The organism is Streptomyces sp. NPDC090088, assembly GCF_044747345.1.
Classification (GTDB): Bacteria; Actinomycetota; Actinomycetes; order Streptomycetales; family Streptomycetaceae; genus Streptomyces.
Genome location: NZ_JBIVDZ010000011.1, coordinates 358274 through 376378 on the forward strand (window position 1 = coordinate 358274; position 18105 = coordinate 376378).

Below are 18105 nucleotides of genomic sequence, written 5' to 3' on the forward strand. Positions count from 1 at the left end.
CGATGGTACGGCGGCCTTCCGTCCCGTCCGCGGGCGGAGTGCGGGACGGCTGACCGCGGTCCCGATCACGTCGAACGCCTCGTGTCCTCAGGAACTGCGGGTGAGGGGCATGGTGTCCCACAGCGAACACTGGTGTTCCACGGAGAACCGGGCGTCGTCGATCAGTACGCTCCTGCCCCCCGCGCGCAGCGACAGCGTCGACCCCTTGCCGCTGGAGTACGCGGGCCAGGTGGTCTGCCGGGCGACGTGCGGCCGGCCGGTCTTCGTGAAGGCGCCCCAGTACCGTGTCATCTCGCGGGCGAGCCGGCGCTCGTCGGCGTTGAACAGCGGGGCGATCGGTGTGCCGTTGTCGAAGCTGGGCCAGATGTAGGCGAGTTCCGCGGCGTGTCCGGCTCCCCAGACGTAACCGGGTATCTGCGTGAGGCCGGGCCCGGTCCGGTGGTCGAACTCGTACGAGTAGGTGGGGGTGTACCGCTCGAAGGTCCGCACGAGCGAGCGTTGCCCGCATCCGCCGATCCCGCCGATCAGCCCCGAGTCGGTCATGATCGCGCCGACGAGGTACGCCGCGGTGTACGCGTCGGACGTCCCGGGCCAGGGGTAGCGGGCGAGGACCTCGTCGGCGCGGTCCCCGGCGACGCCCCGGACGAAGGCGAGGTAGGCCTCCTTGCCCGCGCCCAGGTAGCCCTGGGCGAAGGTGCGGCCCTCGTCACGGTTGGCGCCGACGAGCACGGGCACGCGGGCGAACCGCCCGCTGTCCACCGCCTCGCGCACGTTGGCCGGGAACGTCGGGGTGCCGTCCACGAAAGCGGCCGAGAAGGTCCGGCTCGCGTCGAGGAGTGAACCCGCCGAAGCCGACCGCAGACAGCCGAGGACAGCCTTCTGGTCGGTGCCGTCACAGCCCGCCTGGCGGGCGAACGCCGTTCCGGTGGCCTCGGCCGTGTCCTGCGGCTCGCTGGGGCAGGAGCCGCTCTGGATCATGGCGCGGGCGAACAGTCCGCGCGAGCCGGGCGAGACCAGATGCCCGCAGACGGACCAGCCGCCCGCGGACTCGCCGTCGATGGTGACCGCGCCGGGGTTCCCGCCGAAGGCGGCGATGTTGCGCCGCACCCAGCGCAGCGCGGCCTGCTGGTCCATGAAGCCGTAGTTGCCGGACTCGCCGCCCTCCTCGGTGAGGGCGGGCAGTCCGAGGAAGCCGAAGACACCGAGCCGGTAGTTGAGCGAGACGCCGATGACGCCCGTCTCCCGTACGAGCTTCGACTCGTCGTTCTGTGCGCCGCTGCCGTTGGTCAGGCCGCCGCCGTGGATGAAGACGTGCACGGGAAGCCGGGCGCCGGCCCGCGCTCCCGCCGGCCGCCACACGTTGATGTCCAGACAGTCCTCGGTCTCGCTGCGAGGGCCGTTGCCGCTGGGCAGAACGGGGCAGGGGTTGCCGAAGGCGGTGGCCTCCCGGACGCCGGTCCAGCGCGCCGCGGGCCGCGGCGGTTTCCAGCGCAGGGAGCCGGTGGGGGCCGCCGCGTAGGGAATGCCGACGAACCGCTCGACGCCCTCGGAGACAGCGCCGCGCACGGCACCCTTGTCGGTGGACACGACGGTCGGCGCACTCGCGGACGCGGCCACCGAAGCCGTCGCGTTCGCCGTCGCGGGCAGCAGCCCGACGGTGGTCATGGACAGGATCAGCGCGCCGCCCAGGGCAGCACGGATTCTGCTGGCAGTCATGGGGACCTCTCTGGCGGGATACGAGGGACCGGGCGGTCAGCGGGTGACGCCGACACTGCCGTGCAGGGGCAACGTCAGCGACGAGGAACCGACCCACACGTCCCGCTTCCCGGTGCCGAGCACCCAGGCACGGGAGGACGTGTTCCAGTACTTCAGCTGCCGGGCGTCGACCCGGATGCGTACGGTCTTCGACTCACCCGGGCGCAGACGCACCTTCTGGTAGCCGCCGAGCGCGCGCACCGCCTGCGGCGCGGTGGTCGCCGGGCTCGCGCCGACATAGACCTGGGCGACCTCGGCCCCGGTTCGGGTGCCGGTGTTCTTCAGGGTGAACGAGACGGTCAGCGCGCCGTGGCTCTGCCGTACCGCGAGGTCGCGGTAGGCGAAGGAGGTGTACGACAGTCCGTAGCCGAAGGGGAAGAGCGGGGCGGCCCGCTCCTTGTCGTACCAGCGGTAGCCCACGTAGACACCCTCGGAGTAGTTCTCCTGGTCGCCCACGCCCGGGTACCTGAGCGGGTCGCCGGCCACCGGTGTCGCGGACTCGCTCGCGGGGAACGTCTGAGTGAGCTTGCCCGAGGGATTCACGTCGCCGTAGAGCAGTCCGGCGGTGGCCTCGGCGCCGTTCTCCCCGGGGTAGTACATGTCGAGCACCGCCTTGACCTTGGACAGCCACGGCATGGTGATCGACGACCCGGTGTTGAGGACGACGATCGTGTTCGGGTTGGCGTCGGCGACGGCGGAGATGAGCCCGTCCTGGTCGGCCGGCAGGGAGAGGTTCTTCCGGTCGTAGCCCTCGGTGCCGTCGTCGTAGGCGAAGACGACGGGGGTCTTCACCTGGCGGGCCAGGGCCACCGCCTGATCCCTTGCGGCCTGCGCGGCCTGCGGGGTGACCCAGCTCAGCCGGACCTTCGTCGGTCCGCCCTGGATCGCGAGGGCACCGGCCTCGAGGCTGTGCGTGCCCGCCGTGAGGTGCACCGTGGCACTGCTGGAGCCCAGGAAACCGGTGATGACGCTGTTCCCGTCGATCTTCAGCGCGCCGTACGCGGCGGGAAGGTCGAAGACGAAGGAGTAGTCGCCGTCGGTCGGCACGTCGAGGGTGCCGCTGTAGTAGAAGGAGGCGTCCGGTGTTACCGGGATGGAGCCGTCCGCGTCGACCGGCAGGGCGGGGCTGAGGGCCGAGGCGGGGATGGGGACGCCGGTGTTGTCGCCGCCGGCCGCGTAGCGCACCGTGGCGTGCCGGCCGGCTCGCGCGGTGATGGTGTCCAGCGGCGAGGCCGCGGAGTCCGGTACGACGTTGGAACTGCCGCCGCCGGTGACCTTCGGCGTCTTCGCGGTCGGGCCGATGAGTCCGATGCTGGTGTCCTCGCCGGTCAGCGGAAGCGCTTTACCGGTGTTCTTCAGCAGGACCGCGCCTGATTCGGCCACCTTCTGGGCGACTTTCGCGCCGCCATTCGGATCGCGTGCGGGCCGCCTGGTCGCCGCACCGTCGAGGAGGCCGAATTTCGCCATCTGCTGCAGAATGCGCGCGACCGAATCATTCAGCTCGGAAACCGGAATGGTGCCGTCGGTAATCGCGGTCTTCAGTTCCTCGCCCAGGTAGACACCGCTCGGCATCTCCTGGTCGAGGCCGTTCACGATGTCGGTCGTCGCGTGGGTCGCGCCCCAGTCCGACATGACCCAGCCCGTGAAGCCCCACTGCTCCTTGAGGATCGAGTCGAGCAGTTCGTCGCTGCCGCAACCGTGGCTGCCGTTGACCGAGTTGTAGGAGCACATCACCGCCCCGGCGCCGGCCTCGACGGCGGCCTCGAAGGCGGGCAGCTCGATCTGACGCAGAGTCTGCTCGTCGACGTTGACGTTCACCCCCATGCGGTTGTCTTCCTGGTTGTTCTCCGCGTAGTGCTTGACGGTGGCGATCAGGCCCTGGCTCTGGACGCCCTCGACCTCGCCGGCCACCATGCGGGAGCTGAGCAGCGGGTCCTCGCTGAAAGTCTCGAAGTTCCGCCCCGCGTACGGAACTCGGATGGTGTTCGTCATGGGCGCGAGCAGGACGTCCTGGCCGAGCGCGCGGCCGTCGCGGCCGACGGTCCGGCCGAACTCCCGGGCCAGTTGGTCGTCGAAGGACGAGGCCAGGGCGACCGGTGCCGGCATCGCGGTGGCGTGCTCGTTGACCCGGACGCCCGCCGGGCCGTCGGTGAGCCGCAGTTCGGGGATGCCGAGGCGGGGCACCCCCGGGATGTATCCGGCCTGCCCGAGCGCCTGCGGATCGGTACCGCCGTGCACGAAGGACAACTTCTCGTCCAGCGTCATCCGGGCGACGAGGGCGGCGACGCGGGCGGACACCCTGACGGTCACACCCGAGCTGCCCGCGCCCGAGGCGGTGGGAGCCACGAGCGCGCTCCCGGCCAGGAGCGCCGCGCTCACTCCCGCGATCAGTGCCGTACGGCGTAAACGGCCGCCGTGGCGTCGTACCGATCTCCGATCGGGCTCCATGCGGACTCCTCACCACTGAAGTGCTCGACGATTTATGTCTCCGCTGGACAGAATTCGAGTCAAAGCAGGTGGCTCTATAAAAGATCGAACGTCCAAGGAGGTTAAATTCGCACATTCGATGCGTCAACCCTCTGGAATTCCGTTCCTGCGCGACATAAATTGACGCCCCCATGAGGGAGGTGACACGTGTCGGCACGTGACGAGGTCCTGGCCCATGTCCGACGGCACGGGAGCGCGTCGCGCCCCGAACTGCAGACGGCGCTCGGCATCAGCCGTCCGGTCGTCGCGGCCGTCGTCCGCGACCTCCTCGCCGGGGAGCTGCTGACCGAGCACCGGGGGGAGAACACGGGCGGCCGCGGGCGCCCGGGCCGCCGCCTCCGGCCGCGCTATCCGGCGGGCGCGGTCGTCGGAGTGGACGTCGGCCACCGGCATCTCACCGTCGCCGCGGCCACCCTCGACCTGACCGTCCGGGCCGAGCGGCGGGTGGCGATCGACGTGGACACCCGGCCGACGGCGGCCCTGGACATCACGGCCGACATGATCCGGCGCACGGTCGAGGAGGTCCGGCCCATGGTCGACGGGCCCGTGAGCGCGTGCGTCGTCGGCATACCGGGGCCGCTGGACATGAGCAAACGGGCGATCGCCTCGCCCACCATCCTGTCCAGCTGGTCAGGCCTCGATCTGGCGGCCGAACTCGGCTCCCGGACGGGGCTGACGGTCTCCCTCGACAACGACGCGAATCTCGGCGCCCTGGCCGAACACCGGCACGGCGCCGCCGACCACCGCGGCAACCTCATCTACGTCAAGGCGTCCGACGGCATCGGGGCGGGCCTCATCGTCCACGGGATCCCGGTCAGCGGCAGCTTCGGGGCCGCGGGCGAGATCGGGCACACCCAGGTGATCCCGGACGGGGACTGGTGCCGATGCGGCAACCGCGGCTGCCTGGAGACCATCGTCTCGGTCCGCCAGGTGCTCCAGCAGGTCCGGCACTTCTACCCGGGCGACGCCGACCTGCGGTCCCGCTTGCCGGAGATCGCCCACCACCCGGTGGCCCGGAAGATCTTCGCCGAATCCGGCCGCACCCTCGGCCGCGTCCTGGCCAATCTGTGCGCACTCCTCGACCCGGCGGCCGTCGTCATCGGCGGCGAGATGGGCCAGGCGGGCGAGGCATTCGTCGACGGCGTCCGCGACTCGATCGAACGGCTCGCCCAACCGGGCTTCGACAACCGCGTCCTGGTCGTCGCGTCCGCCCTCGGCACCCGCGCCGAGCTGATCGGGAGTCTCACGCTGGCTCGGGACATCGCCCTGCGGGGCGTTCTCCACTCCTGCCCACGTCCGCGGTGAACGACCGCCACGCCCTTGGCCGGGCGGAATCGTCACAGCCCGCCGACGGTTGAGCCGGACAAGCGTGTTCGCACCGACCACAAGGAGCCCGAGCGTGTACGGCGACGAAGCTGCAGTCCGCAAGATCCTCACCGAACTCGGCGACACCTGGGCCGTCGTCGGCCTGTCGACGAACCAACGGCGTCCGGCGTACGGCGTCGCCGCGGTCCTCCAGCGCTTCGGCAAGCGCATAGTGCCGGTGCACCCGAAGGCGGAGACGGTGCACGGCGCGGTGGGGTACCCCTCGCTCGACGCGATCCCCTTCGAAGTCGACGTGGTCGATGTCTTCGTCAACGGCGACCTCGCGGGCGCCGTCGCCGACGAGGCGGTCTCGATCGGCGCCAAGGCGGTCTGGTTCCAGCTCGGCGTGATCGACGAAGCCGCCTACGACCGCACCCGCGGCGCCGGCGTCGCCATGGTCATGGACCGCTGCCCGGCCATCGAAATTCCCCGGCTGAACCGGATTTGAGCTTTACTTGAGCTTGCCTGTCTTACCCTATTCTCACGTTTCCCAACTGAATACGGACATTCCGTGACCCTCGCTGACCTGTGCAAAAGCTTTGGCCAAGACAGGAAAGATCGAGGGTCAAGTTTTGGGCAACACTCTTCAGTCCGTCCGGCACTCACCCTTAACTTGTGGCCTCTTGCTCGTTAAAGCTGCGTTCAGAAAATGAGAGGCCACTTGACATGGTGAGTGTCGAGAAAGCCGCGACGGAGGACATCACACCTTCGGGCGGTCTGAGGCGGAACGTCGGGCTGATCGGCCTGATGTGGGCCTCCGTGGGCTCGATCATCGGGTCCGGCTGGCTGTACGGCGCGCACGACGCGGTCATGCAGGCAGGCCCTTCGGCGATCATCTCGTGGGTGATCGGCGCGGTGGCGATCGTGCTGCTGGCCCTGGTGCACGCCGAGCTGGGCGGCATGTTCCCGGTGGCGGGCGGTACGGCCCGCTACCCGCACTACGCGTTCGGCGGACTGGCCGGCATGTCCTTCGGCTGGTTCAGCTGGCTGCAGGCCGCGACCGTGGCGCCGATCGAGGTCGAGGCGATGATCGGCTACGCCGGCCACTGGTCGTGGGCCCGGCACTTCCAGCACGCCGACAAGACCCTGACGACCAGCGGCCTGCTGGTGGCGATCGTGCTCATGGCGGTCTTCGTCGGGGTGAACTTCTTCGGCGTACGGGCGCTCGCGCACACCAACAGCGCCGCGACCTGGTGGAAGATCGCCGTCCCGCTGGGCGCGATCTTCGTCGTGGCCGCGACCAACTTCCACCCCGCCAACTTCCACTCCGAGGGCTTCGCGCCGTTCGGTGCCAAGGGCGTGCTGGCCGCGATCAGCACCAGCGGCATCATCTTCGCGCTGCTCGGTTTCGAGCAGGCCATCCAGCTGGCGGGCGAGAGCCGCAACCCCAAGCGGGACCTGCCGCGCGCCACGCTCGGTTCGGTGGCGATCGGCGCCGTCATCTACGTCCTGCTCCAGGTGGTGTTCATCGCCGCGCTGCCGCACAGCTCCTTCGCGCACGGCTGGGGCCACCTGCACTACACGGGCGACGACGGCCCGTGGGCCGGTCTCGCGACCCTGGTGGGTCTCGGCTGGCTGGCGTGGATCCTCTATCTCGACGCGATCATCTCCCCCGGCGGCACCGGCCTGATCTACACCACCGCCACCTCACGCGTCTCCTACGGCCTGGCGAAGAACGGCTACGCGCCGAAGCTCTTCACGAGGACCGACGCGCGCGGGGTGCCGTGGTTCGGCCTCATCATGTCGTTCGTGACCGGCGTGATCTGCTTCCTGCCGTTCCCGAGCTGGCACAAGCTGGTCGGCTTCATCACCTCCGCGAGCGTACTGATGTACGCGGGCGCCCCGCTGGCGTACGGCGTCTTCGCCGACAAGCTGCCGCGCCTGGAGCGCCCGTACCGGCTGCCCGGCGGCAAGGTGATCTCGCCGCTGTCGTTCGTGGTCGCCAACCTGATCATCTACTGGGCCGGGTGGGACACCCTGTGGCGGCTCGGCCTGGCGATCGTGCTCGGCTACCTGCTGCTCGGCGGCTACGCCTACTACGCCCACAGCAGGAACCTGCCGGACGCGCCCCGGCTGGACTTCCGGGCCGCGCAGTGGCTGCCCGTCTACCTGCTGGGCATGGGCCTGATCTCCTGGCAGGGCGGCTTCGGCGGCCAGGGGAACCTGCCGCTGTGGTGGGACATCGCGGTCATCACCGTCTTCTCGGTCGTCATCTACTACTGGGCGAAGGCGACCTCGTCCTCGGCCGCGGACATCGAGCGCAGCATCGACGAGGTCGTGGTCACCGACGCCCCCGCGCACTGACCCGCTCCTCCCTCCCACGTCCCGTCAGCCACGCCGGCACTGCCGTGGCTGACGGGACACCGTCATAATGCGGGGGTGACTCACCCCTCCCCCCACCCCAACTCCGTTCCCGAGGAACGCAGTACGGTCGTCGTCGTGGGCGCCGGACCCGCCGGGCTGACCGTCGGGAACATCCTGCGGGCCGCCGCCGTCGACTGTGTGGTCCTGGAGACCGAGAGCAGGCAGTTCATCGAGACCCGGCCGCGCGCCGGGGTGATCGAGGAATGGGCGGTGCGCGGCCTGGAGCAGCGCGGGCTGGCCGAGAACCTGCTGGCCCGGGCGCAGGCGCACTCCCTGTGCGAGTTCCGCTTCGCCGGCGAGCGCTTCCGGTTCGACTACCACGAGCTGACGGATCATCACCACTACGTCTATCCGCAGCCGTTGCTGGTCACGGACCTGGTCCGGGAGTACGCCGACGTCCGCGGCGGGGACATCAGGTTCGGGGTGCGGGACGTCACGCTGCACGACCTGGAGAGCGACCGGCCCGCCGTGTCGTACACCGATCCCGGCACCGGCGAACGGCACGTCCTGCGCTGCGAGTTCGTCGCGGGCTGCGACGGGGCGCGCGGGGTGACCCGGGACGCGATCCCCGAGGGGCGGGTGCGGGTCTCGCGGCGGGACTACGGCGTCGGGTGGCTGGCGCTGCTCGCCGAGGCGCCGCCGTCCTCGGACTGCGTGCTGTTCGGCGTCCATCCGAACGGCTTCGCCGGGCACATGGCGCGCAGCCCCGAGGTCACCCGCTACTACCTGCAGTGCCCGCCGGGCGACGACCCGGAGAACTGGCCGCACGACCGGGTCTGGGCCGAGCTGCGCGCCCGCCTCGGCGCGACCGACGCACCCCCGCTGCACGAGGGGCGGCTGATCGAGAAGCGCGTGCTGGACATGCACGACTACGTGGTCGAGCCCCTGGTGTTCGGCCGACTCCTGCTGGCCGGCGACGCCGGTCACCTGACCGCGCCGATCGCCGCCAAGGGCATGAACCTCGCCCTGCACGACGCCTTCCTGCTGGGCGACGCGCTCGTCGCGCACGTCACGAAGGGCGACGACTCCGGACTGGACGGCTACTCCCACGCCTCGCTGCGCCGGGTCTGGGACTACCAGGAGTTCTCCCAGTTCCTGTCCGGCATCTACCACGGCACCGCCTCCGGCGATCCGTTCCGCGCGGGCACCAGCCTGGCCCGGCTGCGCAGGCTGTTCACCTCCCGCGCGGCGGCGACGGCCTTCGCCGAGCAGTACCTCGGTTCGGCCGCCGCGTTCTGACCGGTCACGCCGGCGCGGCGGCCGGGGCCGCGGTGCGGGTCGCGAAGAGGGCCGTACCGGCGAGGGCGAGCAGCACGACCGCGAGGGCCATCGCCAGATGGATGCCGGCCAGGGGCGTGGCCCCGGCGGCCATCAGGGCGGTGGCGGCGGCCGAACCGAGGACCGAACCCAGCTGCCGGACCGTGTTGTTGACCCCGGAGGCCGCTCCGGCCAGCTGGGCCGGCACATGCCGCATGGCCTCGGTGGAGAGCGGGGCGATCATGCAGCCGGTGCCGAGGCCCATGAACATCAGCGGCACGGTGAAGACCGGCGCCGAGGCCGCCCCCGTAGCGAGCAGGATCACCGCGAGCAGCCCCGCGCAGAAGGACACGAGGCCGGCCAGCAGCACCCGGCGGCCGCCCACCCGGTCGCTGAGGCGGCCGGCGAGCGGGGAGACGAACAGGGAGACCAGCGGGGAGGGGGCCAGGGCGAGTCCCGCGTGCACCGCGCTGAAGCCGAGCTGCTGCTGGAAGTAGAGGCCGAGCGGCAGCACGGCGGTGATCAGGGCGGCGCCGATCGCGCCGACCAGCGCGGTCATCACGGTGAAACCGCGGTCGGCGAAGAGCCGGAACGGGACCAGGGGCTCGGTCCGCTGCCGCCGTGACTGCTGGCGCAGGAACAGGGCGGCGAGGGCGAGCCCGGCGGCGCCGAGCGCGAGGATCCCGGGGTTCCAGGCGTACCGGTCGCCTTCCATCAGGGCGAAGGTCACACAGGTCAGGGCGGCGGTGGAGAGCAGGACGCCGGGCAGGTCGAGCCGGTGGGCGCGGCCGGTGCGCAGGTCGGGCACGAGCAGGAAGGTCAGGGCGAGGACGAGCAGCCCGATCGGGACGTTCACGAAGAAGACCCAGCGCCAGCCGACCGTGCTGACCAGCAGCCCGCCGAGGGTCGGTCCGGACAGGGTCGCCACCCCGGCGACCGAGCCCCAGACGCCGAGTGCGGTACCGCGCCGCCCGGCCGGGAAGACGGCCATGACCAGGGCCATGGTCTGCGGGGTGAGCAGCGCCGCCCCGAGCCCCTGCACCAGCCGCGCGGCGACCAGCACCCCGATCCCGCCGGCCAGTCCGCACACCGCGCTGGCCGCGGTGAACACCGCGACCCCGACGGCGAACAGCGTCCGCTGCCCCCGCATGTCCCCGAGCCGGGCGGCCGTCACCAGCAGCGCCGCCAGGACGAGGGTGTAGCCGCCGACGGTCCACATCACCTGGTCGAGTCCGGTGCGCAGATCGCTCATCACGTCCGGGATCGCGATGTTGACGATCGTCATGTCGAGCAAGGTCATGAAGAACCCGAGGGAGAGGGTGGCCAGGACGGCCCAGGGGTTGCCACGGAGCTTCGTCGTCTTCAGCATGCCAAGAAACATATCCATCAGATGGAGATGCATCAAGATGAGATGCATCAGAAAAAGATGTACCCTGGGAGCGTGAACGTCATCGACCTCTACCTGCTGGGCCACCGCCTCCAGAAGCTCGCGGAGTCCGCCGTCCCCACCGACGGCATCGGCGAACACCCCACCAGCACGGGCACGGTGCTGATCGTGGCCGCCGACCTGAGGGACCACCCCCGGACCACCGTCACCGAGATCGCCAAGCGCACCGGGCTGGCACAGAGCCAGGTCTCCAACTGCGTGGCCCGGCTGCGCAGCACCGAAGCGGCCGTGGCCGAACCCGACCCGCGCGACGGCCGCCGCACGCTGCTCAGCCCGGCCACCGAGCCGTCCGGGCGGATGAAGGCCGTCCGGGAGGCGCCCCTCGGACCGGCACTCGCCGCGGCGACCAGCGATCCCGACGAGGTGCTCGCCCTGCTGGAGAAGCTCAGCTCCCTGCTTCGGTAGGCCTTTCGGCGGCGGTCTCGGTCAGCCGGTGGTCCGCCACCTTCAGCGCCTCCTCGACCAGCAGGCGCAGATGGCCGTGGCGCAGCGAGTAGACCACCCGGCGCCCCTCCTTGCGCGTGCCCACCAGACCCGCGAGCCGCAGCCGGGCCAGGTGCTGGCTGACGGCGGGCCGCGCGGCACCGCACACCTCGGTGAGGGTGCCGACGTCGGCCTCCCCCGCGGTCAGGGCGTGCAGCAGGGTCAGCCGGGTGCGGTCGCCGAGCAGGGCGAGGAGTTCGGCGGCGAGCGCGAACTGCTCCTCGCCCGGGGTGCGCGGATGCGCATGATGCGCAGGTGATAGGTGCATGCGTGCGCTCATACGCACATAATGGCGTGGAGGGCGTCGCATGTCCACGTCCCGCGCACGGAGAGGGGAGCCGCATGAGCGACCGGCACCATCACGAACACGCACACGCGGACGACCGGCACGGTGAGCCCGCCCACGGCCATGACCACGGCCACCAGCACGACCACGGGCACGGACACGGACACGGGCACCCCCGCTCCTCGTCCGGCGGCCTGCGCCACCGCCTCACCCACCGCCTCACCCACCTCCTCACGCCCCACTCCCACGAGACGGCCGACAAGCTCGACCCCGCCCTGGAGGCCTCGGCGCGGGGCATGCGGGCGCTCTGGGTCTCGCTGGCCGTGCTGGGGGCCACGGCGCTGGTCCAGGCGGTGGTCGTGGTGCTGTCCGGCTCGGTCGCGCTGCTCGGGGACACGGTGCACAACGCGGCCGACGCGCTGACCGCCGTACCGCTGGGCATCGCCTTCGTGCTCGGGCGGCGGGCCGCCAACCGCCGCTTCACCTACGGCTACGGGCGGGCCGAGGACCTCGCCGGGATCGCGATCGTGCTGACGATCACCGCGTCGGCGCTCTTCGCCGCGTGGACGGCGGTGGACCGGCTGCTGGATCCGCGGCCCGTCAGCCACGTCCCGGCGGTCGCGGTGGCCGCGCTGGTGGGGTTCGCCGGGAACGAGTGGGTGGCCCGGTACCGGATCAGGGTGGGCCGGGAGATCGGCTCGGCCGCGCTGGTGGCCGACGGACTGCACGCCCGTACCGACGGGTTCACCTCGCTGGCCGTGCTGCTGGGGGCCGGCGGCGCGGCCCTCGGCTGGCAACTCGCGGACCCGATCGTGGGGTTGGCGATCACGGCCGCGATCGCGCTGGTGCTGCGGGACGCGGCCCGCGAGGTGTTCCGGCGGGTGATGGACGCCGTGGACCCGGAGTTGGTGGACCGCGCCGAGCGGGCGCTGCGCGAGGTGCCCGGGGTGCGCGCGGTGGGCGAGCTGCGGCTGCGCTGGATCGGGCACCGGCTGCGCGCCGAGGTCGCGGTCGTGGTCGACGGCGAGGCGACGGTACGGCAGGCACACGCGATCGCCGTCGCGGCGGAACACGCGCTGCTGCACGCCGTGCCGAGGCTGACGGCGGCCCTGGTGCACGCGGATCCGACACCGGCGCCGGGCGAGGCGGACCCGCACCTGGCGCTGGCGCACCACCTGGTGTCGTCCTAGACGCCCAGCCCGTCGAGCACCACCGCGCCGGGGAGCTGGGCGAACGCCTTGCCGGGGACCAGCAGTTTGCCGCGGCGGCGGCCGCTGCCGACCAGCACCCAGGGCAGGTCGACGACGGCCGGGTCGACCAACAGGGGCCAGTCGTCCGGGAGTCCGATCGGGGTGATGCCGCCGTACTCCATGCCGGTCTCGCCGGTCGCCAGGTCCATCGGGGCGAACGAGGCCTTGCGGGCGCCGAGTTGGCGGCGCACGGCGCCGTTGACGTCGACCTTGGTGGTGGACAGCACCAGGCAGGCGGCGAGCGTGCTCTCGCCACCGCGCTTGCCGGCCACGACCACGCAGTTCGCGGACCGCTCCAGCAGGTCGCGCCCGTAGTGCTCGACGAAGACCGCGGTGTCCGCCCACCGCGGGTCGGTCTCGACGTAGAGGATCTGGTCGGCGGGCACGGCACCGCTCCAGTGGCGCACGGCTTCGGCGACCGGGGCCGTCAGCTCGTCGAGGCAGTCGGGGGCGGGGGTGGCGGTGTCGAAGTCTCCGATGGGTGCGCGCATGTCCGCACGCTAACAGCCCGGCGCGGGCGGCTCAGGGCACGGGCGGGACGGAGACGGTCATCACCATCTCCATCGGCACGTCCCCGGTGTTGCCGTACACATGGGCCGTGTTGGCCTCGAAGGAGGCGCTGGCGCCCGTCGGCACCCGGTAGTCGGCCCCGTCGACGGTGAGGGTCAGTTCCCCGGCGGTGACATGGACGATCTCCACCGTGCCGGTGGGGTGCGGCTCCGAGGGGCTGCTCTCGCCCGGCATCAGGCGCCAGTCCCACATCTCCAGCGGGCCGGGCGCCTCGGTGCCGGCGAGCAGCCGGTTGAAGCTGCCGGCCTCGGTGTGCCAGAGCCGTACGGCCTTCTCGACGGGGACGATCTGGACCTTCGGGCCCTGCTCGTAGTCGAGCAGCGTGGTGATGCTGATGCCGAGCGCGTCGCCGATCTTGACGACGGTGCCGATGCTCGGGTTGGTGCGGGCCTGCTCGATCTGGATGAGCATGCCCCGGCTGACCCCGGCCCGGGCCGCGAGCACGTCGAGGGTGAAGCCGCGCACCGAGCGCCAGTGCTTGACGTTGCGGGCCAGGGACTGGGTCAGCAGGTCGAGGTCCGACACGTTCCGTCCATCGTCGAGAGCATCGCGGTCCAATATTCTGAATGACAGAGTTCAACTTGGTGAACTACGGTGGGGTGTACCTGATCGTTCACCGAACTGTACTGCGAGGCGGGCCGTGACAGCATTCTTCGCCCTGACCACCAGTCTCCTGTGGGGACTGGCCGACTTCGGCGGCGGGCTGCTGACACGACGTGCCCCGGCGCTCACGGTGGTCGTGGTGTCGCAGGGCATGGCGGCGGTGGTCCTCGGCGTGATCGTTCTCGCCACCGGCGGCTGGAGCGAGGCCGGACCCCGGCTCTGGTTCGCGTTCGCGGCGGGGCTCGTGGGACCGGTGGCGCTGTTCTCCTTCTACAAGGCCCTCGCCCTGGGCCCGATGGGCGTGGTCTCCCCGCTGGCCACGCTGAGCGTCGCGGTACCGGTCGGCGTGGGACTGTTCCTCGGCGAGCGTCCGGGGCTGATACAGGTGGCCGGCATCGCGGTCGCCGTCGGCGGGGTCGTGCTCGCGGGCGGCCCGCAGTTGCGCGGTGCGCCCGTCCAGCGCCGGACGATCCTGCTCACCCTGGTCTCGGCGGGCGGCTTCGGCACGGTCTTCGCGCTGATCACGGAGGCGTCCACCACCGTCACCGGCCTGTTCCTGGCCCTGTTCGTCCAGCGCCTGACGAGCGTCGCGACGGGCGGCGCGGCCCTGTGGCTGTCCGTACGCAACGGCACGCCCGCGCTGCCGGCGGGCGGCTTCGACCGGTCCATGCTCCCCGCGCTGGGCTTCGTCGGCCTCGCCGATGTCGCGGCCAACGGCACGTACTCGGTCGCCGCCCAGCACGGCCCGGTCACCGTCGCCGCGGTGCTCGCCTCGCTCTACCCCGTGGTCACCGCGCTCGCCGCCCGGGGCTTCCTCAGCGAGCGGCTGCGGGCCGTCCAGGCCGCGGGGGCGGGGCTGGCGCTGCTGGGAACCCTGCTGCTGGCCACCGGCTGAGTCAGCCCTCGGGCTCCAGCGCGGCGAGCCTCGCCACGCTCTCCTCGTCCAGTTCCGCCAGCGCACGGAGCTGCTCCGGTGTCGTGCCGTCCGGGATCGGTACCGGCGCGGGGGTGCGCAGCGGCGGCTGCCAGCCGGTGTCGGGGGTCCAGCGTCGTACGACCCGGGCCGGGGCGCCCGCCACCACGGCGTGGTCGGGCACCGTGCCCCGGACCACCGCGCCCGCCGCCACCACCACGTTCCGGCCGATGCGCGCGCCCGGCAGGATCACCGCGCCGGTGCCGATCCAGCAGCCCGGGCCGATCTCCACGGGCTCCATGCGGGGCCACTGCCGGCCGATGGGCTCGTGCGGGTCGTCGTAGGAGTGGTTGGTGGAGGTGACGTAGACGTACGGGCCGAAGTAGCAGTCGCTGCCGATGGTGACCGTGGTGTCCGCGATGACGTGGCTGCCGCGGCCGAGGACCACGCCGTCGCCGATGCGCAGGATCGGGTCCGGGCCGAGGTCGAGGTCGGGCATCAGGCCCGCGGTGAGGGTGACCTGCTCGCCGACGATGCAGTGCGAGCCGAGGTGGATCCACGGCTCGCCGAAGACCGTGCCGAGCGGGAACGCGAGGCGGGTGGCTTCGCCGATCGCGCCGAAGCGGAGCCCTGCCGGGTGCTCGGCCGTGACCGAACCGGCGCGCTGGGCCCAGGACCAGGCCGCGTGCACCGCGCGCTGGGCGAGGCGGCGGCGCCAGGACGAGAACGTGTTCTTGGGCTTCGGCACGGGGTCACGGTACTCAGCGGGGGCCGTCGGCGAGAGGGCGGGCCGCTGTGATCTTCGCCCCAGGTGGTGGCGTAGGTTGCGGAGACCGCGGGGACATCGACGACGACGGGAGTCCGTGATGACGCACAAGGCGCTGATCGTGGGGATCGGCGGGCGTGAGCCGAGGATCGAGGACGAGGTGTTCGTGGCGCCGACCGCGTCGGTGATCGGGGACGTGACACTGAAGGCCGGGGCGAGTGTCTGGTACGGCGCGGTGATCCGGGGGGATGTCGAGACGATCACCGTGGGGGCGCAGGCGAATGTGCAGGACAATGTGACATTGCACGCGGATCCGGGGTTTCCGGTGCGGATCGGGGAGCGGGTGTCGATCGGGCACAACGCCGTGGTGCACGGGGCGACGGTGGAGGACGACTGCCTCATCGGGATGGGGGCGACCGTGCTGAACGGGGCGGTGATCGGAGAGGGGTCGCTGGTGGCGGCGCAGGCGTTGGTGCCGCAGGGGATGGTGGTGCCGGCGGGGTCGTTGGTGGCGGGGGTGCCGGCCAAAGTGCGGCGCGAGCTCAGCGCCGAGGAACGGCAGGGGGTGACCCTCAACGGGACCTTGTACGCGGAGTTGGGTAAGGCGCATCGCGGGGTGCATGAGTAGGTGGTGGGGCGGGTGCGGGTGGGTGGGGGCTGGTCGCGCCCACGCGGCGGCAGCCGCACATCGATACAGCCCCGCGCCCCTTAGGTGGGTCTACTCACCGGCGCCTACAGGCTCGGCTTCTTTCTCCGTGAGCTGGATCTTCTTTGCCTTGCGGCGGACCATCAGCATCGATGCGAGCCCCACCAGAACGGCCAGCGCCAGGCCCACGTACGAGAACCTCTTCAGCCAGTCCTCCGCGACGAGGCCGACGTAGTAGACGACCGCTGTCGTGCCGCCGGCCCAGCAGATGCCGCCGAGGAGGTTGGCGGTGAGGAACTTCCAGTAGGGCATGTGGAGGACGCCGGCGAGGGGGCCCGCGAAGATGCGGAGGAGGGCGATGAAGCGGCCGAAGAAGACGGCCCACATGCCCCACTTCTCGAAGGAGCGCTCGGCGGTGGCGACGTGGCCCTCGCTGAAGTGTCTCGGGAACTTCGCGCCGAGCCAGGCGAGGAGGGGCCGGCCGCCCTTGCGGCCGATCGCGTAGCCGATGGAGTCGCCGATCACCGCGCCCGCGGTGGCGCAGGCGCCGAGGACGAACGGGTTGACGCCGGAGTGCTGGGAGGAGAGCAGCGCGGCGGAGACCAGGACGATCTCGCCGGGCAGCGGGATGCCCAGGCTCTCCAGCCCGATGACCAGCGCCACCACTGCGTAGACGGCGACCGCCGGTACCGAGTCGAGCCATTCCTGGACGTGCACCGCCGGTTCCTCCCCTGTCGCGTGCTCCTTCCCCAGGAAGGCTACCGGGTCGGCGGGGTACCACAGCGCCCGTGGCACCCACCCGCCCTCCCGCCTTCGGTTTTCGGACATCCGGGTGTCATACGGGACGGGAAGGCTCCCCGGCGGTCTCGCTCGCTCGTGGCTCCCCACCACGGGCCCGCTGTGGAAGGACAACGTCCCCGTGTCCTCACTGTCCTCACTCTCCCCGCCCTGCCCCGACGCGCCGCCCGTGCGCCCGCTACGGGCGCCCTCGATGGCGGGCCGGCCGCTCCGGCTCGCCCTGTGTCTGTCCCCGCTGCTCATCGCGGCGATCTGGGGGCTGACCAACCAGTCGCTGTTGTACGAGGGTGTCACCCGGCTCGCCCACGCCGAACCGGCGTGGCTGCTGGCCGCGGGTGCCTGCACCTGCCTGACCTGGGTGGTGGCCGCCTGTATGCGGCAGGGTGCCGTGTCCGACCGGCTGCCGCCCGGGCTGCTGCTGGCCTCGCAGTTCGCGGCCGGCGCCGCCAACCACGCGCTGCCCGCCGGGCTCGGCGCGCACGCCGTCACCGTGCGGTTCCTGCGTACCCGGGGTGTCCCCCTGGAGCGGGCCACCGCCTCGATCGCGCTGTACTCGGTGGCCAAGTCGGGCGCGAAGGCGGTCGTGCTGATCGTGTTCCTGCTGTCCTCGTCCGCCTGGCGGCGGCTGGGCGAGCTGCTCCCGGACGGCGTGGTGCTGATCCCCGTCGCCGCGGTGCTCACCCTGACGGGCGTGGCGATGGCCGTCGTACGACCGCTGCGGCGGCCGCTGACCGGGCTGGTGCGGTCGGCGTTCACCGACGCGCGGACGGTGCACGCGCGGCCCGCCCGGGTGCTGGTCCTGTGGGGCGGGGCCACGGCGATGCCGCTGGTGCAGGCGAGCGTGCTGGCCTGCACCGGGGAGGCGCTGGGGCTGGGCCTGTCGTGGGCGGACGTGACGCTGGCGTATCTGGCGGCGGGCACGGCCGGGGGTGCCGTGCCGGTGCCCGGCGGGGTCGCGGTGGACGCGGCGCTGGTGTTCACGCTGGCCGCGTTCGGCTCCCCGCTGGCGGTGGCCACCGCGACCGTGATCGGCTACCGCGTGCTGACCGACTGGGTGCCGCTGCTGCCAGGCGCCCTGGTGCTGTCGGCGATGATCCGCGCGAAGGTGCTGTGAG

The 18105-nt window shown here is 71.7% G+C and carries 17 protein-coding genes; 9 read left to right on the forward strand and 8 right to left on the reverse strand.

From position 1 onward, the window contains the following. Window positions 1-87 precede the first annotated feature (87 nt). Window positions 88-1716, reverse strand: coding sequence for a carboxylesterase/lipase family protein (locus ACIPSJ_RS43905; RefSeq protein WP_401354608.1), 1629 nt, complete (start codon window positions 1714-1716; stop codon window positions 88-90). Between the two features lie 36 nt (window positions 1717-1752). Continuing rightward, window positions 1753-4203 (reverse strand): glycoside hydrolase family 3 C-terminal domain-containing protein, encoded by a 2451-nt coding sequence (locus ACIPSJ_RS43910; RefSeq protein WP_401354610.1) that lies wholly within the window; start codon window positions 4201-4203, stop codon window positions 1753-1755. A 186-nt stretch (window positions 4204-4389) separates the two neighbouring features. Here ACIPSJ_RS43910 and ACIPSJ_RS43915 point away from each other — a divergent pair, with 186 nt between their 5' ends. The 4 genes from ACIPSJ_RS43915 to ACIPSJ_RS43930 all read left to right on the forward strand — a co-directional run bounded on the left by ACIPSJ_RS43915 (window position 4390) and on the right by ACIPSJ_RS43930 (window position 9210). Continuing rightward, window positions 4390-5547, forward strand: coding sequence for an ROK family protein (locus ACIPSJ_RS43915; protein ID WP_401354613.1), 1158 nt, complete (start codon window positions 4390-4392; stop codon window positions 5545-5547). A 94-nt stretch (window positions 5548-5641) separates the two neighbouring features. Further along, window positions 5642-6055 (forward strand): CoA-binding protein, encoded by a 414-nt coding sequence (locus ACIPSJ_RS43920; protein ID WP_355719139.1) that lies wholly within the window; start codon window positions 5642-5644, stop codon window positions 6053-6055. 218 nt (window positions 6056-6273) lie between these two features. After that, window positions 6274-7911: an APC family permease gene (locus tag ACIPSJ_RS43925; protein ID WP_359226774.1), complete on the forward strand. Its 1638-nt coding sequence runs from the start codon at window positions 6274-6276 to the stop codon at window positions 7909-7911. 75 nt (window positions 7912-7986) lie between these two features. Then, on the forward strand, window positions 7987-9210 hold the full coding sequence (locus ACIPSJ_RS43930; RefSeq protein WP_401354615.1) for a 4-hydroxybenzoate 3-monooxygenase: 1224 nt from the start codon (window positions 7987-7989) through the stop codon (window positions 9208-9210). A 4-nt stretch (window positions 9211-9214) separates the two neighbouring features. On the opposite strand, the gene ACIPSJ_RS43935 is transcribed toward ACIPSJ_RS43930, so the two are convergent. Continuing rightward, window positions 9215-10597 carry a DHA2 family efflux MFS transporter permease subunit gene (locus tag ACIPSJ_RS43935; RefSeq protein ID WP_359226770.1) on the reverse strand — a complete coding sequence of 461 codons (1383 nt, stop codon included), beginning with the start codon at window positions 10595-10597 and terminating at the stop codon, window positions 9215-9217. Window positions 10598-10669: 72 nt separating this feature from the next. Between ACIPSJ_RS43935 and ACIPSJ_RS43940 the strand changes: the two genes are divergently transcribed. Next, a complete protein-coding gene (locus tag ACIPSJ_RS43940) occupies window positions 10670-11080 on the forward strand; it encodes a helix-turn-helix domain-containing protein (protein WP_359226768.1) in 411 nt (136 codons plus the stop codon). Here the strand turns inward: ACIPSJ_RS43940 and ACIPSJ_RS43945 are convergent. Beyond that, on the reverse strand, window positions 11061-11426 hold the full coding sequence (locus ACIPSJ_RS43945) for an ArsR/SmtB family transcription factor (protein ID WP_401354618.1): 366 nt from the start codon (window positions 11424-11426) through the stop codon (window positions 11061-11063). The two genes, ACIPSJ_RS43940 and ACIPSJ_RS43945, sit on opposite strands and share 20 nt — an antisense overlap. Window positions 11427-11500: 74 nt before the next feature. Here ACIPSJ_RS43945 and ACIPSJ_RS43950 point away from each other — a divergent pair, with 74 nt between their 5' ends. Continuing rightward, the gene (locus tag ACIPSJ_RS43950) at window positions 11501-12634 is read left to right on the forward strand and encodes a cation diffusion facilitator family transporter (RefSeq protein WP_401354620.1); all 1134 of its coding nucleotides are present in this window, start codon (window positions 11501-11503) and stop codon (window positions 12632-12634) included. On the opposite strand, the gene ACIPSJ_RS43955 is transcribed toward ACIPSJ_RS43950, so the two are convergent. Both ACIPSJ_RS43955 and ACIPSJ_RS43960 read right to left on the reverse strand, forming a co-directional pair. After that, complete coding sequence (locus ACIPSJ_RS43955) at window positions 12631-13185, reverse strand: YbaK/EbsC family protein (RefSeq protein WP_359226762.1); 555 nt, start codon at window positions 13183-13185, stop codon at window positions 12631-12633. The genes ACIPSJ_RS43950 and ACIPSJ_RS43955 overlap by 4 nt on opposite strands. A 31-nt stretch (window positions 13186-13216) precedes the next feature. Beyond that, on the reverse strand, window positions 13217-13789 hold the full coding sequence (locus ACIPSJ_RS43960; protein ID WP_355719155.1) for a helix-turn-helix domain-containing protein: 573 nt from the start codon (window positions 13787-13789) through the stop codon (window positions 13217-13219). 115 nt (window positions 13790-13904) lie between these two features. On the opposite strand from ACIPSJ_RS43960, the gene ACIPSJ_RS43965 reads away from it, so the two are divergent. Next, on the forward strand, window positions 13905-14762 hold the full coding sequence (locus ACIPSJ_RS43965; RefSeq protein ID WP_359226760.1) for an EamA family transporter: 858 nt from the start codon (window positions 13905-13907) through the stop codon (window positions 14760-14762). Between the two features lies 1 nt (window position 14763). On the opposite strand, the gene ACIPSJ_RS43970 is transcribed toward ACIPSJ_RS43965, so the two are convergent. Then, a complete protein-coding gene (locus tag ACIPSJ_RS43970; RefSeq protein ID WP_401354623.1) occupies window positions 14764-15528 on the reverse strand; it encodes an acyltransferase in 765 nt (254 codons plus the stop codon). Between the two features lie 118 nt (window positions 15529-15646). On the opposite strand from ACIPSJ_RS43970, the gene ACIPSJ_RS43975 reads away from it, so the two are divergent. After that, a complete protein-coding gene (locus tag ACIPSJ_RS43975) occupies window positions 15647-16174 on the forward strand; it encodes a gamma carbonic anhydrase family protein (protein WP_393798802.1) in 528 nt (175 codons plus the stop codon). Between the two features lie 90 nt (window positions 16175-16264). Here the strand turns inward: ACIPSJ_RS43975 and ACIPSJ_RS43980 are convergent, their stop codons facing one another. Then, complete coding sequence (locus tag ACIPSJ_RS43980) at window positions 16265-16909, reverse strand: DedA family protein (protein ID WP_401354625.1); 645 nt, start codon at window positions 16907-16909, stop codon at window positions 16265-16267. A gap of 202 nt (window positions 16910-17111) precedes the next feature. Between ACIPSJ_RS43980 and ACIPSJ_RS43985 the strand changes: the two genes are divergently transcribed. Further along, entirely contained in the window at window positions 17112-18104 is a 993-nt protein-coding gene (locus ACIPSJ_RS43985; RefSeq protein ID WP_401354628.1) for a YbhN family protein, read from the forward strand. Window position 18105 lies beyond the last annotated feature (1 nt).

Bases quoted from the DNA above. Each gene is read 5' to 3' on its own strand.
- ACIPSJ_RS43905 (WP_401354608.1), bottom strand. From the start codon at position 1,716: ATGACTGCCAGCAGAATCCGTGCTGCCCTGGGCGGCGCGCTGATCCTG.
- ACIPSJ_RS43910 (WP_401354610.1), bottom strand. From the start codon at position 4,203: ATGGAGCCCGATCGGAGATCGGTACGACGCCACGGCGGCCGTTTACGC.
- ACIPSJ_RS43925 (WP_359226774.1), top strand. From the start codon at position 6,274: ATGGTGAGTGTCGAGAAAGCCGCGACGGAGGACATCACACCTTCGGGC.
- ACIPSJ_RS43935 (WP_359226770.1), bottom strand. From the start codon at position 10,597: ATGCTGAAGACGACGAAGCTCCGTGGCAACCCCTGGGCCGTCCTGGCC.
- ACIPSJ_RS43945 (WP_401354618.1), bottom strand. From the start codon at position 11,426: ATGCACCTATCACCTGCGCATCATGCGCATCCGCGCACCCCGGGCGAG.
- ACIPSJ_RS43950 (WP_401354620.1), top strand. From the start codon at position 11,501: ATGAGCGACCGGCACCATCACGAACACGCACACGCGGACGACCGGCAC.
- ACIPSJ_RS43955 (WP_359226762.1), bottom strand. From the start codon at position 13,185: ATGCGCGCACCCATCGGAGACTTCGACACCGCCACCCCCGCCCCCGAC.
- ACIPSJ_RS43975 (WP_393798802.1), top strand. From the start codon at position 15,647: ATGACGCACAAGGCGCTGATCGTGGGGATCGGCGGGCGTGAGCCGAGG.